The sequence below is a fragment of the Methylobacterium sp. NFXW15 genome (assembly GCF_049887755.1).
GTDB lineage: Bacteria > Pseudomonadota > Alphaproteobacteria > Rhizobiales > Beijerinckiaceae > Methylobacterium.
Window position 1 is genome coordinate 26,835 of the sequence record NZ_JAGEKG010000012.1, and the last position, 14,189, is coordinate 41,023.

15 protein-coding genes and 1 pseudogene are annotated in these 14,189 nt (G+C 69.0%); 8 read left to right on the forward strand and 8 right to left on the reverse strand.

The features are described from left to right. Positions 1-53 precede the first annotated feature (53 nt). Complete coding sequence (locus J4O73_RS21105; RefSeq protein WP_426220587.1) at positions 54-1,010, forward strand: DUF1775 domain-containing protein; 957 nt, start codon at positions 54-56, stop codon at positions 1,008-1,010. Between the two features lie 328 nt (positions 1,011-1,338). Here J4O73_RS21105 and J4O73_RS21110 read toward each other — a convergent pair whose 3' ends face one another. Together J4O73_RS21110 and J4O73_RS21115 are read right to left on the reverse strand one after the other, a co-directional pair. After that, entirely contained in the window at positions 1,339-2,145 is an 807-nt protein-coding gene (locus J4O73_RS21110; RefSeq protein ID WP_426220589.1) for an SDR family NAD(P)-dependent oxidoreductase, read from the reverse strand. 89 nt (positions 2,146-2,234) lie between these two features. Beyond that, positions 2,235-3,407: a zinc-dependent alcohol dehydrogenase gene (locus tag J4O73_RS21115; protein ID WP_426220591.1), complete on the reverse strand. Its 1,173-nt coding sequence runs from the start codon at positions 3,405-3,407 to the stop codon at positions 2,235-2,237. A gap of 225 nt (positions 3,408-3,632) precedes the next feature. On the opposite strand from J4O73_RS21115, the gene J4O73_RS21120 reads away from it, so the two are divergent. Then, complete coding sequence (locus J4O73_RS21120; RefSeq protein WP_426220593.1) at positions 3,633-4,712, forward strand: molybdopterin-dependent oxidoreductase; 1,080 nt, start codon at positions 3,633-3,635, stop codon at positions 4,710-4,712. Positions 4,713-4,925: 213 nt separating this feature from the next. Beyond that, complete coding sequence (locus tag J4O73_RS21125; protein WP_426220595.1) at positions 4,926-5,339, forward strand: ester cyclase; 414 nt, start codon at positions 4,926-4,928, stop codon at positions 5,337-5,339. A 111-nt stretch (positions 5,340-5,450) separates the two neighbouring features. Here J4O73_RS21125 and J4O73_RS21130 read toward each other — a convergent pair whose 3' ends face one another. From J4O73_RS21130 to J4O73_RS21145, 4 genes and pseudogenes are all read right to left on the reverse strand, one after another. Next, complete coding sequence (locus J4O73_RS21130; RefSeq protein WP_426220597.1) at positions 5,451-6,020, reverse strand: type 1 glutamine amidotransferase domain-containing protein; 570 nt, start codon at positions 6,018-6,020, stop codon at positions 5,451-5,453. Between the two features lie 189 nt (positions 6,021-6,209). Further along, the gene (locus J4O73_RS21135; protein WP_426220599.1) at positions 6,210-6,998 is read right to left on the reverse strand and encodes an alpha/beta fold hydrolase; all 789 of its coding nucleotides are present in this window, start codon (positions 6,996-6,998) and stop codon (positions 6,210-6,212) included. Positions 6,999-7,092: 94 nt separating this feature from the next. Further along, positions 7,093-7,998: an SDR family oxidoreductase gene (locus J4O73_RS21140; RefSeq protein ID WP_426220601.1), complete on the reverse strand. Its 906-nt coding sequence runs from the start codon at positions 7,996-7,998 to the stop codon at positions 7,093-7,095. Positions 7,999-8,141: 143 nt separating this feature from the next. Further along, positions 8,142-8,456: pseudogene (locus tag J4O73_RS21145) on the reverse strand (FAD-dependent oxidoreductase); the annotation flags it as partial. 141 nt (positions 8,457-8,597) lie between these two features. Between J4O73_RS21145 and J4O73_RS21150 the strand changes: the two are divergent. Then, positions 8,598-8,843 (forward strand): hypothetical protein, encoded by a 246-nt coding sequence (locus tag J4O73_RS21150; RefSeq protein WP_426220603.1) that lies wholly within the window; start codon positions 8,598-8,600, stop codon positions 8,841-8,843. Positions 8,844-8,896: 53 nt separating this feature from the next. On the opposite strand, the gene J4O73_RS21155 is transcribed toward J4O73_RS21150, so the two are convergent. After that, complete coding sequence (locus J4O73_RS21155) at positions 8,897-9,058, reverse strand: hypothetical protein (protein ID WP_426220604.1); 162 nt, start codon at positions 9,056-9,058, stop codon at positions 8,897-8,899. A gap of 107 nt (positions 9,059-9,165) precedes the next feature. Then, positions 9,166-9,378, reverse strand: coding sequence for a hypothetical protein (locus J4O73_RS21160; protein ID WP_426220606.1), 213 nt, complete (start codon positions 9,376-9,378; stop codon positions 9,166-9,168). A gap of 794 nt (positions 9,379-10,172) precedes the next feature. On the opposite strand from J4O73_RS21160, the gene J4O73_RS21165 reads away from it, so the two are divergent. From J4O73_RS21165 to J4O73_RS21180, 4 genes are all read left to right on the forward strand, one after another. Further along, the gene (locus J4O73_RS21165; protein ID WP_426220607.1) at positions 10,173-10,316 is read left to right on the forward strand and encodes a BA14K family protein; all 144 of its coding nucleotides are present in this window, start codon (positions 10,173-10,175) and stop codon (positions 10,314-10,316) included. Between the two features lie 172 nt (positions 10,317-10,488). Further along, complete coding sequence (locus J4O73_RS21170) at positions 10,489-11,289, forward strand: Crp/Fnr family transcriptional regulator (protein ID WP_426220713.1); 801 nt, start codon at positions 10,489-10,491, stop codon at positions 11,287-11,289. A gap of 11 nt (positions 11,290-11,300) precedes the next feature. Next, the gene (locus J4O73_RS21175) at positions 11,301-13,799 is read left to right on the forward strand and encodes a GAF domain-containing protein (protein WP_426220609.1); all 2,499 of its coding nucleotides are present in this window, start codon (positions 11,301-11,303) and stop codon (positions 13,797-13,799) included. A gap of 11 nt (positions 13,800-13,810) precedes the next feature. After that, the gene (locus J4O73_RS21180) at positions 13,811-14,185 is read left to right on the forward strand and encodes a response regulator (protein ID WP_426220611.1); all 375 of its coding nucleotides are present in this window, start codon (positions 13,811-13,813) and stop codon (positions 14,183-14,185) included. The last annotated feature ends 4 nt before the right edge of the window (positions 14,186-14,189 follow it).

Consider the following 14,189-nt stretch of genomic DNA (forward strand, 5'->3'; position numbering starts at 1 on the left):
GCACAGACGTTGTGCCACCTCACCTTGATCGATCACGTCCAGGATCTTCAGCCATGCACCTCGCCACTCGCCTCGCGTTCATCGGCCTCGTCTCGATTTCCTCGACGGAGACCTGGGCCCATGCGGTCCTGGAGCGGAAGGAAGCGTCCCCGGACGCCTCCTACCGGGGCGTCGTCCAGATCACGCACGGCTGCGCGGGGTCGCCGACGACGAAGGTCAGCGTCACCATTCCCGAAGGAGTGGTCGGCGCGAAGCCGATGCCCAAGCCCGGCTGGCAGGTAACCACCACGAAGGGCGCCTATGCCAGAGCATACCCCTACTATCACGGCTCGATCTCGGAGGGTGTGAAGACCATCACCTGGACCGGCGGCAGCCTACCCGACGACCAAGTGGACGAGTTCACGTTCTTCGCCCGGATCTCGGACGCCTTCACGCCCGGCCAGACCGTCTACTTTCCGATCCAGCAGGACTGCGAAAAAGGGAGCTACAGCTGGAGCGAGATTCCGGCACTGGGCACCTCCGCCCACACCCTGAAGGAGCCTGCCCCCGGCGTCCGCATCGTCGCCGCCCAGGCAGCCCCTGCGATGCCAGCGCATAGTTACACCGTCGGCTCCCTGCGGATCAGCCATCCCTGGTCGCGAGCGACGCCGAACGGCGCCCAGGTGGCGGGCGGCTACCTCAGCATCACGAACACCGGCACCGATCCGGACCGACTTACCGGTGCCAGCCTTGGCGGGGCGAGCCGGGGTGAGGTGCATTCCATGTCGATGGAGGGCGGCGTGATGAAGATGGCCCCCGTCGAGGGCGGGCTGGTGATCAAGCCGGGTGAGGCGGTGACCCTCAAGCCCGGCGGTTACCACCTTATGTTTCTCGACATGAAGGCGCCACTGAAGAAGGGCGAGCCTGTCAAGGGCATCATTACCTTCGAGCGCGCTGGCCCGGTGACCGTAGAATTCGACGTCGAGGGCATCGGTGCTCAGGCCCCCTCTGATAACGGTCATGTTCACTGAGCCGAAGTCGCCGCACAACCGACGAACGGCTGCTTTCGGCGTGCGGCGACCGGCGCCTGAGCGGCCGGGTTGGGTCGATAGGGGCTCGTCCGCTTTTCTAGCGGACCTCCTCCAAAGCAGCCATTCTGCTTACGGCCAGATCCAGTCCCGCATGATTGTCTTTTGAATGACTGGGGTGGGTGGTTTCCCGCCTGTCCGCTTTGGAGACAGATTTTGAAAAAGCGGCCACTCGCCCATTGCCTGAAGAAGGCCGATGATTGACCGACAATCAAAGGGCGCGGGAGCCGGCGGGGATGGCGCTGCCGAGGACGCTGGACTGACCGGCGCCTCAGGCCCCCATGGTCATGACGGAGCCGCCACCGACCCGGAGAAACTCACCGGTGATGAAACTGGCGTGCTCAGAGCAGAGGAATGTCACGGCAGCGGCAACCTCCTCGGCTTTGCCCCGGCGCTTGGCGACGATGCCGGGGCGCTCCTTGTCCAGAGTTTGCTGGATCGCCTCGTCGAAGGTGATGCCCTTCTCCTTCGACTTCTGCTCCATCTGGGCGTCGGTCATCGGCGTGGCGATGAAGGCCGGCCCGACCGCGTTCACGAGCACGCCGTCCGGCCCGTAGGCCTTCGATAGACCCTTCGCGAGGTTGAGAACGCCCGCCTTTGCCGCTGCGTAGGGCAACTCCTCGACGTAGGGCTGGACCGCGTCCTCCGACGAGAACAGCACGACGCGGCCCCACCCGGCCTTGCGCATGTGCGGGATGAAGGCCCTGGTCGCGCGCACCCCGGCCATGAGGTCGGTCTGTATCGCTTCCAGCCAGTCGTCGTCGGTCAGTTCGAGGAAGTCCCCGGACGCGCCGGTGATGCCGGCGGCGCAAACGAGAATGGTCGGCTTGTCGGCGAAGGCCATGTCGGCGAAGGCCGCGAGCACCTCGATCCCCTTGGCCTCGCTGAGGTCGGCCTGAACGGCACGGACCTGACCCAGCGCCGACAACTCCGCGGCGGTCGCCTCCAACTCCGGTCCCTCCTTGTCGGTCAGGACGACGTGTACGCCCTCGCGCAAGAGGTGCTCCGCCGTCGAGCGCCCCATGCCCGACTTGGCGCCCGTCACGACGGCGACCCGCCCTTTGATTCCAAGATCCATCTGTTTCGTTCCGTTGGCGCGCATGTCCCGCCAAACATGACGAGGACCCTGGATGGGTGGGTTGGAGAAAGTCGACGCCGCCCGGGCGCTCAGTTCGGGTGGAACACGACCTTCACGCAGCCGTCCTTCTTGTCCCGGAACGTCTTGTAGAGGTCCGGCCCGTCGGCGAGATCGGTGGAGCGGTGGGTGATCATCGACGTCATGTCGATCTTCCCCTCCTGGATCAGCTTTGTCAGCGTCTCCAGGTAGCGCTTCACGTGGGTCTGGCCGCTCTTCATAGTCAGGCCCTTCTGGACGATCATGCCCATGTTGACCGGGATCGGGCCGCCGTAGACGCCGGGCACCGAGACGATGCCGCAGGGGCGCACCGCCTTAATCGCCTCCATCAGGGCGTAGGGCCGCTCGGTCGAGGTCAGCTTCTCCTGCAGGGTGTTGACGAGACTGGCGACGCCGTGGCCGGCGCTGGCTTCCATGCCGACGCAGTCGATCACGCCGTCGGCGCCCTCGCCCTTACTGATCTCCTTGATCCGCTCGAACACGTCCTCTTTGGCGTAGTCGATGATGTCGGTGGCGCCGTAGGTGCGGGCGAGCGCGAGGCGCTCCGGCACCGTGTCGATGGCGATGATGCGCTCGGCGCCCATGATCTTGGCAGACTGGATCGCGAACAGCCCGACCGGGCCCGCGCCCCAGACCGCGATGATTTCGCCGCCCTGGATCTCGCAATGCTCCGCGCCCTGCCAGCCAGTGGGCAGGATGTCGGTGAGGAACAGGAGGGACTCGTCGTCGACGCCCTCGGGGGCCAACATCGGCGCCACGTCGGCCATCGGCACGCGCACGTACTCGGCCTGCCCGCCGGCATAGCCGCCGGTGAGGTGCGAGTATCCGAACAAGCCCGCGGTGGGGTAGCCGAACTGCGCCGCCGCCATGTCGCCGTTTCGGTTCGAGCGCTCGCAGACCGACCAGTTCCCGAGCCGGCACTGCCGGCACTCGCCGCAATTGATGTTGAACGGGACGACGACGCGGTCGCCCTTCCTGAACTTGGTGAAGCCCTGCCCGACCTCGACGACCTCGCCCATGAACTCGTGGCCGAGCACGTCGCCGGCCTCCATGGTCGGCATCTGGCCGTCCATCAGGTGGAGGTCCGAGCCGCAGATGGCGCAGGACGTCACCTTGAGGATGATGTCGCGCGCATCCTCGATCCGGGGATCGGGGACCGTGTCGCAGCGGATGTCACCCTTGCCGTGCCAGCACAGTGCCTTCATCGAGGTTCTCCGGTCGGGGGCGAGGCCACGTTCCCATCAGGAGGAACGCGCTCGCGAACGAGGCTTCCTTTGGGAAGTCAGCCTCGTTCACGGGGGTTCCGTAGCGCCCGTCCACGTGCCGCGACGATTGCGGCCCACGTTCGAACCCTCTCCCCTGGGCCGCCGAATGACCCTTGCACCCCCCGGCGCGTTCACTGCCGTGACCAAACCAGCACGGGAGCCCCGATGTCGAGCCTGACCAAGCGCAAGGCACGCCTGATCGTCCACGGCGACCGGCCCTACAACGCCGAACCGCCCCTCGACCGGCTGCGGGCCTCCTTCCGGACGCCGGCGGAGGATTTCTACGTCCGCTCCCACGGCGACCTGCCGGACCTCGACGAGGCAACGTGGCGCCTCACCGTCGATGGCGGGACCGGCCCCGCGCTTGAGTTGTCGCTGTCCGAACTGCGGACCCGCTTCCCGGGGGCCACGGTCACGGCCACGATGCAGTGCGCCGGCAATCGCCGCGCCGACATGCGGGCGGTCGCCCCGGTATCGGGCGACCCGTGGGACGCCGGCGCCATCGGCACCGCCGATTGGACCGGGGTGCGCCTCGGCGACGTCCTGCGCGCGGCGGGAGTCGCGGAGAACGAAGGTCTCCATGTCGCCTTCGAGAGCCACGACACGGTGGAAGGCCATCCCTACGGCGCCTCCATCCCGCTCGCGAAGGCGATGGCGCCCGAGACCCTGCTGGCCTTCGCCATGAACGGCGAAGCCTTGCTGGCGGAGCATGGGTTCCCGGTACGCGCGGTGGTGCCGGGCTTCGCCGGCGTGCGCAGCCCCAAATGGCTCCGGCGCCTGACCGTCCAGGATCACCCCTCGGACAACCCGATCCAGGCCGGCGACTACAAGCTGTACCCGGCCGCCGAGACCGCCGAGACCGCCGATCCGGCCAAGGGCCACACCATCGATACGATGCCGCTGAACGCGGCGATCTGCGAGCCCGGGTCCGGGACCGCCCTCAAGTCGGGGAGCAACCGGGTCCGCGGCTACGCGGTGAGCGGGGACCGGGCCGTCGTGCGCGTCGACGTCTCCGGGAACGGCGGCCGGTCCTGGGTGCAGGCCGACCTCGAACAGGAGGCCGACGCTCCGTTCGCCTGGACGTTCTGGAGCACGGACCTCGACCTGCCTCCGGGCGAGCATGAGCTTGCCGTGCGCGCCTGGGACGCGGCCGGCCAGACGCAGCCGGCACTGCCGGACGAGACCTGGAACCACAAGGGCTACCTATGCGCCTGCTGGCATCGGGTGCGGGTGAACGTCACCTAGGGACGGACAACCTGGCACACCGGCTACGTCCGCCCTCGGGGACGGCGTCCCCGCCAGCGGTAGGCCGGGCGCAGCGCAGCGATCCGACGTCATGCCGGCGGTCATCCCGACCCGGTCGTGCGCGGCGGCGGCAACGTCCGACCGTGGCAGGAGTTGCCCGTGCGTCGAGATATCCGGCGCCGTTTCGCCGCCCCCCAATCTCCAAGGAACACCATGTCCCGCGACACCAGCATCCGGGCGACCGAAAAGTTCGGCGAGCTCGTCAACGCCGGCCGGTTCGACGCCTTCCCAGAGGTCGTCGCCTCGGATTGCCACGATCACGACCCGGCGCCGGGCCAGCACATGGGTCCCGAGGGATACCAAGCCTTCTTCACGCAGCTCCGCTCGGCTTTTCCCGACATGCAGGTCGAGGTGAAGAAGCTCGTGGCCGATGGCGATAGCGTCGCCTTCGCCTATACGCTCACCGGCACGCACCAGGGTAACTTTAACGGCCACAAGCCGACCGGGAAGGCCATCAAGGTCCGCGGTATGCAGATAGGCCGCTTCGTCGACGGCAAGATGGTCGAGCGGTGGGGCTCCTCCGACGAACTCGGCATCCTCAAGCAGATCGGTGCCATCGAGGGCTGATGGAGACATCCGCGACGGCGTCCCAGCTACGGGACGTCGTTCAGGTTTGACCCGGGGCGGCCCATGGACCGCCCCGGAGGTTCAAGAACCAACCGTTGGCTGCCCGACGCCTCAGGCGCTCCGGGCCTGTTCTGGATGGCGACCTTCCGCGAACTCCTCGACGATCTTGGCGCAGAAGGCCGGCAGGTCCTTGGGCGTGCGACTGGTGACGAGCCCCTTGTCGCAGACGACCTCCTCGTCGACCCAGGTGCCGCCGGCATTCTCGATGTCGCGGCGGACCGTGGGATAGGACGTCAGCGTCCGTCCCTTCACGACGTCGGCCTCGATCAGGGTCCACGGCCCGTGGCAGATGACCCCGACCGGCTTGCCCGCGGCGAAGAAGTCCCGGACGAACGCCACGACGTCCTTGCTCGCCCGGAGCTTGTCGGCGCCCACGCAGCCGCCGGGGATGACGAGCCCGTCGTAGTCCGCGGCCGATGCCCCCTCGATGGTCCTGTCCACCTTGTAGCGGCCGGCCGGATCGAGGTCGTTGTTGACCGTCTCGGCCTCGCCGGCCTCCAATCCGATGACCGTGACAGTCGCCCCGGCCTGCTTCACCGCCTCGTGGGGCTTCGCGAACTCCGGCTCCTCGGTGCCGCGCGGTGCGATCAGGATCGCGATTTTCTTGCCCTGCAAGCTCATCTTATCATCCTTCTGGGTGTCGGGATTCAAACGAGGCGCCGTTCGCGCCGTTCCTCACGCCGGGATGCGGTCGATGCCGGCGGTATCCTCGGCCGCCACGCCGTTCTCGCGGTGGCGGCAGTCGCTCAGCGCCCTGTAGACCTGGAAGCCCGACCGGATGACCGTGAGCTCGGGTGTTCGACGAGCAATTCAAGGCGCATCCTTCCCGACGGTTTCAAGGATCACGCGCACCGTCTCGGCAGGCTGATCCCAATGCGGGAAGTGGCCGCAGCGCTCGAACCAATGCAGACGGGCCGATGGGAACGCTGCCTGAGAGCGTGCAGCCTGGCGCGGCAGCAGCAGGTGGTCTTGGCGGCCCCAGCCTATGGTGACGAGGCCGGGGGCCGTTGCCGAACCCTGCTGCAACGGCCCGCGTGCCAGCTCACGCAGCATCGCATCGAACACCGGTGTGGCCGCCAGGCTCTGTAGCTCCTTTGCGACAAGCTGCGGTGGCAGTGCCGACGGACGGGCCGACAGTTGGGCGAGCAGCAGCGTACGGGTGAAGGCGTGGCGCGGCAGGCCGGCATGGAAGGGCCTCAGCAATCGCACCAAGCGTATCGATGCCGCGAGCGTCCAGTGAAACCAGCGTGTTTCCCATCCGTGCCAGAAACCGCCGGGATCGAGTGCCACGCAGTGCCGACCGATGCCTCGCCGCGCCAGCTCCAGCACCAGCCGGCCCCCCACCGAACTGCCGACGAGGTCCGCCGTCGTCAGGCCTTGCAAACGCACGAAGCCGGAGAGGGCGTCCGCATGGGCCTCTATCGTCTGCCGACCCACGAGCGGGGCCGACCTGCCATGTCCCGGCAGGTCGACCAAGATGAGTTCGCGCGAGTCGCGCAATGCCGGCAGGAGCGGATCCCAGGTGCGGAGATTGGACCCGAGCCCATGGACCATAAGCAGCGGCCGGCCCGTTCCGAGGCGTTCAAAATGCAGGGCCATGACAGCATTGTCCTTCCAGAGGTTCGGTGCCCGAACGCCTGGGGTTGACGGCCGATGCCGGCCGCGCCCCGGCATCCGGCCGGATGATGGAAGCCTATGCTGTGCCGTTGCCGCCCGTCGCGCCGTAAACCTCGCCGGTGACGTAGCTCGCCTCCTGGCTCGCCAGGAAGACGTAGACAGGCGCGAGCTCCACCGGCTGGCCGGGGCGGCCGAGCGGCACCTCGGAGCCGAACTTCTCGACCGCTTCCTGCGGCTGGCCGCCCGAAGGCTGCAGCGCAGTCCAGAATGGGCCGGGCGCCACGGCGTTCACCCGGATGCCCTTCGCGATCTGCTGCTTGGCCAAAGCCTTCGAGAAGGCAACGATGCCGGCCTTGGTGGTTGCGTAGTCGACCAGGATCTGCGGCGGGTTGTAGGCGACGACCGAGGCGGTGTTGATGATCGACGCGCCGGCCGGCATATGCGGCAGGGCGGCCTTGGTGATCCAGAACATGGCGTAGAGGTTGGTCTTCAGCGTCCGGTCGAACTGCTCGTCCGTGATGTCGCCGATGTCCTTCTGGTTCGTCTGCTTCCCGGCGTTGTTGACCAGGATGTCGAGCCCGCCGAGGTCGGTCGCCGCCTTCTTCACCAGCGTCTCGCAGAACGCCTTGTCGGTAATGTCGCCAGGCAGCAGCACCGCCTTGCGGCCCTCCGCCTCGATCAGCTTCGCCACCGCCTGGGCGTCCGGCATCTCCGCCTCGACGAAGCTGAGCGCCACGTCGGCGCCCTCGCGGGCGAAGGCGATGGCGGCGGCGCGACCGATGCCGCTGTCCGCACCGGTCACCAGGGCTTTGCGGCCGGCGAGGCGGCCATGGCCCCGGTAGCTCGTCTCGCCGTGGTCCGGCTTCGGGTCCATCGCTCCCGCGAGGCCAGGTGCCTCCTGCGGCTGCCGCGGGAACGGGGGCTGCGGGTACTGGGTGCGCGGGTCCTGCATCGTGAGGCGCTTGTCGGCGGCGTCGGTCATGAAACTGTCCTGTCGCGCCGCCTTTGAACGGGACAGCTCATGCGGCGCGCGTGTCGGGAGATGCTGTCCGGGAGCTACGGAAATCGGCCCCATCCGCTGATGTTCCGGCGCCTGCGGCCACGTGGACGCCGCCGGAGCTCCCGTCAGGCCGCTTGGCCGCGTTGGCACCCGAGCGCCGCCATGGCCTCGTCGGCGGCCCGCTGCCCACTGTCGTGGGCGCCGTGGGCGGTGGTGAAATCGAAGGAATGAGTGGCCTCGCCGGCCAAGAAGAGCCTGTCCTCGAAGGGCCGGGCCAGCAGCGCCCGCGCACCCGACCGGCCCGGCAGAGCACAGCTATACGCGCAGCCTATCGAGGCCGTCCGGCTCCACGACGTCGCCGCGAGCGGCCGAATTGCCGACGCCACGTCGCTTCCGAACAGGGCGACCAGATCCGCCGACGCGAAGGCGAAACCGGCGGCCATCCGTTGGGGCGAATAGAGCAGGCGGCACGGCTGCGGTGGTCGCATCGTGGGGGCCTCATCGCCCGCCTGTGTCATCGCAGGCATGCACCGGGGCATCGCCCAGGCGTTCCCGGAGGACATCGTCCGACCGGAGCCTCCATGCCGAACCCGTTCTTCGCCGCCTTCCTCCTCGCCATCGAGGCTCAGAAGGTCATCGAGCTGCGCCTCGTGCGCATAGCTTGGGGCGGAGCCGAGGGCCAGGCTGAGATCGTCTCGATGGTGGGCGAGAAGGTCTTGGCCGCGATGGAGGCCACCAACACCCTGATGGCCGGCGGCAGCGCTGGGCAGGTCGTAGCCCGATACCGAGAACTGGTCGCAGACAACGCGCAGCGCCTCACCGCCTGATCCCGGAGACGACCCCGACGCGCAGCGTGGCGGGGCCGACCGGTAAGGGAGGATCATCCTCTACCGTCGGAGGGCGACTTCGTCGGCGATGCGTCGTCCTCGGGAGGGGGCGGAAGGTGGGGCGGCGGCATCCGCCCCGGGCTCGGCGGCGTCGGCAGGCCGAGATCCTCGGTCGGCGTGGGCGCCTCGTCGGTGCGGTCCTTGTCATCGGGCATGGTGACCTCCGTGCGTTCTTCAATACGCACGAACGCGACTGCGGATGCACGGTCGCGGCCGCCCCCCGGCACCTGCCCGGGAAAGCCTGCAGTGCTTCGACCGCGGTTCAAGCGACGGCCGCGTCGCCGTCCGGACCTTCCACGAGGTAGCGGATGAAGAGCTCGCTGGTGGCCCTGTCGGCGTAGTCGTCAACCGCCTCGGCCAGCAGCGGCGGCACCAGCGCGGTCAACGGGCGGCCTTGCAGGAGGGCGTCAATCTCGCGCGGCATCAGGCCCGCTTCGGTCGCCTCGCGCACGGCCGTCTCGCAGTACAGGTCCATCGAAGCTCCATCGAAAAGGCACGGGCCGGGCCTCGTGCGAGGCCCGGCCACGCGGCCGTACCAGTCGCCGAAGGGCACGGGGGCGCCGGTACAACCTGGGGAAGGGAAAGACCCTCGGACCGATGGTCCGCAGGCAGCTCGGAGGAACGGAACAGGCCCGGCGCGGCCCGAACCATTGTGCCTGGCCTTATGGATTCGCAGATGGTGTGCCGGTCAGCGATGTCGATGATGCGCACATACCGGTACAGGTCTATGTCCGCGGTGTCGGCGTGCGGAAAAGCACCCAAAATTTGAATTCCAAGACCAATCTCCCGACCGGCCCGTGCCTTTCATGATTTATAGCGCTCAAGTCACTCGCGTGCGTTTCCAAATGTCTTCCACTTTGCATGCCGATACGAAAATATAGCCGTATTTTTGGAACCACGATCCCGAGTTACCGCTCCCGCCCTCGTGAAATGCTGCCGGGCGGCTTTCCCATATTTCACGAGGACGGAGACATTCGACGAGGATCATGACCGGTGTCGCCACCCTGGCCTTGCTGGTGGGCCTCGCCGCCGCTCCGACACAAGCCGAGCCGGCAAGGCCATGAGCGCCCTGAAGGCGGGCGCACTCCCGACCACCGGCTCGTAGTCCCGCGGCTACGGCGGCTGGCACCGCCCCGGCTTCGGGGGCTGGCGGGGCGGCCACGGGTATCGTCGCGGGCTAGGCGTCGGCGCCGCGGTCGGTGCCGGGCTCCTCGGCTTCACGGCGGGCACCGTATCGGCTCGGCGGCCGCGAACGCCGCGGCGCGTCCCGTGGCGGTCTACGAGCCGGCCCTCGTGTATGCCCGCCCCGTCGCGGTGGGCGGTTCCGGCTACTGCGCAGCCCGCTTCGCGTCCTACGACCCGGCCTCGGGCACCTACCTCGGCTGTGACGGCTTCCGTCATCCTCGCTTGTAAGGTTCGGGGTTGAGGATGCGGGCCCCGGTCGCGATGCGGCCGGGGCCCTTTTGTTTGCGGTCACCGACCACCCGCACTTCCGCCCCTTTTCACCGCGAAGTGTTCACTACAGAACGGACACGGCGCCTTGGCCGAGCTAGAGCGGGCGAAGGAAACCGACCTGCCTCAAAGAATGCCGCCCTGCTCGACCACTCAGATGGAGCGCAACCTCCTCCTGCGCTCCCTGCCGCCCGGTGAGCGCGGGCGGCTCGCGCCCCACGCTGAACTCATCTCCCTGGTCCGCGGCGACGTCCTGTTCGAGCCGGGCGACGACGTCACCTCCGTGGTCTTTCCGCTCGACGGGACCGTCGTCACCCTGATCGTGCCGCTGGAGGAGGGCCGGACCATCGAGACAGCCACCGTCGGGCGCGAGGGTGCGCTGGGCGGCGTCGTCAGCGAGGGTTTCCTGCCCGCCTTCAACCGAGCCGTAGTCCAGATGGGCGGGGCGGCGGTGCGCATCGGCGCCGCCGAGATGCAGTCGGCCAAGCGCGCCTCGCTGCCGGTCCGGAACGCCATGGTGCGCTACGCCGACTGCCTGCTCGCGCAGGTCGTGCAGTCGGTCGCCTGCAACGCCGCGCACCCCATCGAGCAGCGCTGCGCGCGGTGGCTGCTGACGCTGCACGACCGGCTGGGCAGCGACGTGTTGCCGGTCACCCAGGACCTGCTGGCCGACATGCTCGGCGTGCGCCGGACCTACCTCAGCGGCATCCTGAACCGCCTCCACGAGCGGGGGCTCGTGGAGATCGCCCGGGCGCGGATCACGGTCCGCGACAGGAGAGCGCTGGAGGCGGCGTCCTGCGAGTGCCATCGCCGAGTCCACGTGCACTTCGCCCTCGTCCTGGGCGCCTCGTTCGCACCGGACGGCACCCTCGTCTCGCTCGATCCCGAGGGGGCTCCCGACCCCGTGTCCGCACGCAGGGCGTTGTCGGCATGAACACGCCGGGCATGAACGACATCGACCTTCTCGTCGCCGACGACCCGCGGCTCGCAGCGCTGCAATCCTTCGGCATCCTCGACACCGTCCCGGAGGCCGCCTACGACGGCATCGTGCGCCTCGCCACGCGGCTCTGCCAGGTCCCCGTCGGCCTCGTCAGCTTCGTCGCCGCGGACCGCCAGTGGTTCAAGGCGCGGGTCAATTTCCCCTCTTGCGAGACCGACCTCGACCGCTCGGTGTGCAAGTTCGCGCTGGCCGAGCCCGACCTCCTGATCGTGCCCGACCTGACCGCGGACCCGCGCACGGCGGCCAACCCCCTGGTCACAGGCGAGCCGTTCATCCGCTTCTACGCCGGCGCGCCCCTGCGCATGCCGGACGGGCAGGTGCTCGGTTCGCTCTGCGTCATCGACACCAAGCCGCGGCCCGGGGGCCTGACCCCGGACCAGAAGGAAGACCTGCGCACGCTCGCCGCCCAGGTCGTGACGCAGCTCCAGATGCGGAGGGCGGTGGAGGACCGTGACAGGCTGCTGGAGGCCCAGGCCGCCGAGATCCGCCAAGCGCAGCGGTTGGACGTCCTCGCCCGGGCCTCGACGGCCCTGGTCTCAGCGGACGACCCCGCGGCGGTCCTCGAACCCATCCTGAACGACGGGGCCAAGGCCCTGGGGTTCGACCGGGCCTACCTCTACGACCTGACCCCGGACCGGGGGCACCTGCGCTTGACCCACGCCGTGAACGTCAACCCCGAGGTGCGCAGGGCCCTCCAACGGATGCCGTTCGGCGCGCCGCTCTGCGGGATCGTCGCCGAGACGCGAGAGCCGCTGGTCCTGACCGGCCTCCAGGTCGGGCTTGAGCCAGAGCGGGCCGGCCCGCGCAGCCTCGGCCTCGACGCCTACGCGGGCTTCCCGGTCATCAGCCGGGGTGAGCTCTGCGCGGTCATCGCCTTCGCCTCGACGCAGATCCCCGCCTTCGACCGGGAGGCCCTGACCTTCTTCGAGACGCTCGCCCGACTGATGGCGGCGGTGTACGAGCGCCTCGACGGCGAGGCGGCGCTCGCCGAGACGGGAGCCTACTGGCGCAGCCTGTTCGAGCGGCTGAGCGAAGGCTTCATCGTCGGCGAGGTCGTCCGAGACGCGGCGGGCGCCGTCGTCGACTGGCGCTACGTCGAGGTCAACCGCGCCTGGGGCGACCTCGTCGGCATCGATGCGACGGAGGTCGTGGGCCGGACGATCCGTGAGGTCCTGCCGGGAATCGAGGACGCCTGGGTCGACGAGTTCGCGGAGGTCGTGCGGACCGGGCAGCCGCATGAGTTCGTCCGTCGGGTCGGCGCCCTCGACCGGTGGTACGAGGGGCGGGCCTTCGCCGTCGGCTCGGACCGGTTCGCGGTCACCTTCCTCGAAGTGACCGACCGCGTTCAGGCCGACGCGCGGCGCGTGGCCCTGCTCACGCTGGGTGACCGGCTGCGCGACCTCACCGCCATCCCCGAGATGGTCCACGCGGCCGCCGAGATCGTCGGGACCACCCTCGGGGCGACGCGCGCGGGGTTCGGGCGGGTCGACGCCGCCGTCGAGTTCATCGACATCGAGACGGATTGGACGGCCCCCGGCGTCGCCAGCATCGTCGGCCGGCACCGCTTCGCCGACTACGGCGACCTGCGTGACGACCTGCGTCGCGGCGAGGCCCTCGTCATCGAGGATGTACTCACCGATCCGCGCACGCGCCACGACCCACGACCGTTGCTCGACATCGGCATCGTCGCAATCGTCAACATGCCGGTCCGCGACCGCGGACGCACGGTGGCGGTGTTCATCGTCCACGATGGCAAGCCCCACCGCTGGTCGCCGGAGACCCTGGGATTCCTGCGCAACGTCGCCGAACGCCTTGAGGCGGGCGTCGCCCGCGTGCGGGCCGAGGAGGACCAGCGCATCCTCAACGAGGAGATCTCGCACCGGCTGAAGAACATGCTGGCGATGGTCCTCTCCATCGCGACGCAGACCCTCCGCAGCGTTCCCGACCGCGCGCCCGTGGAAGCGTTCGAGCGGCGCATCCACGCGCTGTCGACCGCCCACAACGTGCTCCTGCACAAGACGTGGACGGCGGCACCCGCCCGCGACGTCGTCCTCGCCGTCCTCGCGGCGGCGGGCCACGGCGACCGGGTCACCGTCGAGGGTCCCGAGTTCGACCTCGACCCGCGGGCGACGCTCTCGTTCTCCCTGCTCCTGCACGAGCTTGCGACCAACGCGGCGAAGTACGGGGCGCTATCGGTGCCGACGGGCCGCGTCGCGGTCGCGTGGCGCTTCGAGGGTGCGGGCGAGGCCGCCGAGGTGGTGCTGACGTGGACAGAGCGTGGCGGTCCGCCGCCGGTCGCCCCCGCGCAGTCGAACCGCGCCGGGTTCGGATCGCGGCTCATCCGCATGGGCCTCGCCGGATCGGGCGGCGTCGACCTGCGTTATCCGGAGGAAGGTTTCGAGGCGACGATGCGCGCGCCGCTCGTCCAGTTGCAGCAAGCATGAGGGTTGTGGTCGTGACATCGGGTTCGGGTCAGCGCGGGACGGTCCTCGTCATCGAGGACGAGCCGGTGATGCGCCTGATGGCGCTGGACCTCGTCGAGGATGCGGGCTTCGAGGCCCTGGAGGCCCGCGGGGCGGACGACGCCGTCCGCATCCTGGAGGCACGACCCGACATCCGCCTCGTGTTCTCGGACATCGACCTCGGCGCCGGCGAGGACGGCCTCAGGCTCGCCCACGTGATCCGCGACCGATGGCCTCCCGTCGAGATCATCATGACCTCCGGCAAGGTGAACCCGGAGCCCGACGACCTTCCGGCGCGGGGGGTGTTCTTCGAGAAGCCCTACCGGTGCGAGGAGGTTTCCGCCGCGATGCGCCGCCTGGTGGCGTAGCCGG

Coding starts and splice junctions, on each gene's coding strand:
- J4O73_RS21105 (WP_426220587.1), top strand. CDS start 54: ATGCACCTCGCCACTCGCCTCGCGTTCATCGGCCTCGTCTCGATTTCC.
- J4O73_RS21110 (WP_426220589.1), bottom strand. CDS start 2,145: ATGGATCTTGGAATCAAAGGGCGGGTCGCCGTCGTGACGGGCGCCAAG.
- J4O73_RS21115 (WP_426220591.1), bottom strand. CDS start 3,407: ATGAAGGCACTGTGCTGGCACGGCAAGGGTGACATCCGCTGCGACACG.
- J4O73_RS21120 (WP_426220593.1), top strand. CDS start 3,633: ATGTCGAGCCTGACCAAGCGCAAGGCACGCCTGATCGTCCACGGCGAC.
- J4O73_RS21125 (WP_426220595.1), top strand. CDS start 4,926: ATGTCCCGCGACACCAGCATCCGGGCGACCGAAAAGTTCGGCGAGCTC.
- J4O73_RS21130 (WP_426220597.1), bottom strand. CDS start 6,020: ATGAGCTTGCAGGGCAAGAAAATCGCGATCCTGATCGCACCGCGCGGC.
- J4O73_RS21135 (WP_426220599.1), bottom strand. CDS start 6,998: ATGGCCCTGCATTTTGAACGCCTCGGAACGGGCCGGCCGCTGCTTATG.
- J4O73_RS21140 (WP_426220601.1), bottom strand. CDS start 7,998: ATGACCGACGCCGCCGACAAGCGCCTCACGATGCAGGACCCGCGCACC.
- J4O73_RS21150 (WP_426220603.1), top strand. CDS start 8,598: ATGCCGAACCCGTTCTTCGCCGCCTTCCTCCTCGCCATCGAGGCTCAG.
- J4O73_RS21155 (WP_426220604.1), bottom strand. CDS start 9,058: ATGCCCGATGACAAGGACCGCACCGACGAGGCGCCCACGCCGACCGAG.
- J4O73_RS21160 (WP_426220606.1), bottom strand. CDS start 9,378: ATGGACCTGTACTGCGAGACGGCCGTGCGCGAGGCGACCGAAGCGGGC.
- J4O73_RS21170 (WP_426220713.1), top strand. CDS start 10,489: ATGCCGCCCTGCTCGACCACTCAGATGGAGCGCAACCTCCTCCTGCGC.
- J4O73_RS21175 (WP_426220609.1), top strand. CDS start 11,301: ATGAACGACATCGACCTTCTCGTCGCCGACGACCCGCGGCTCGCAGCG.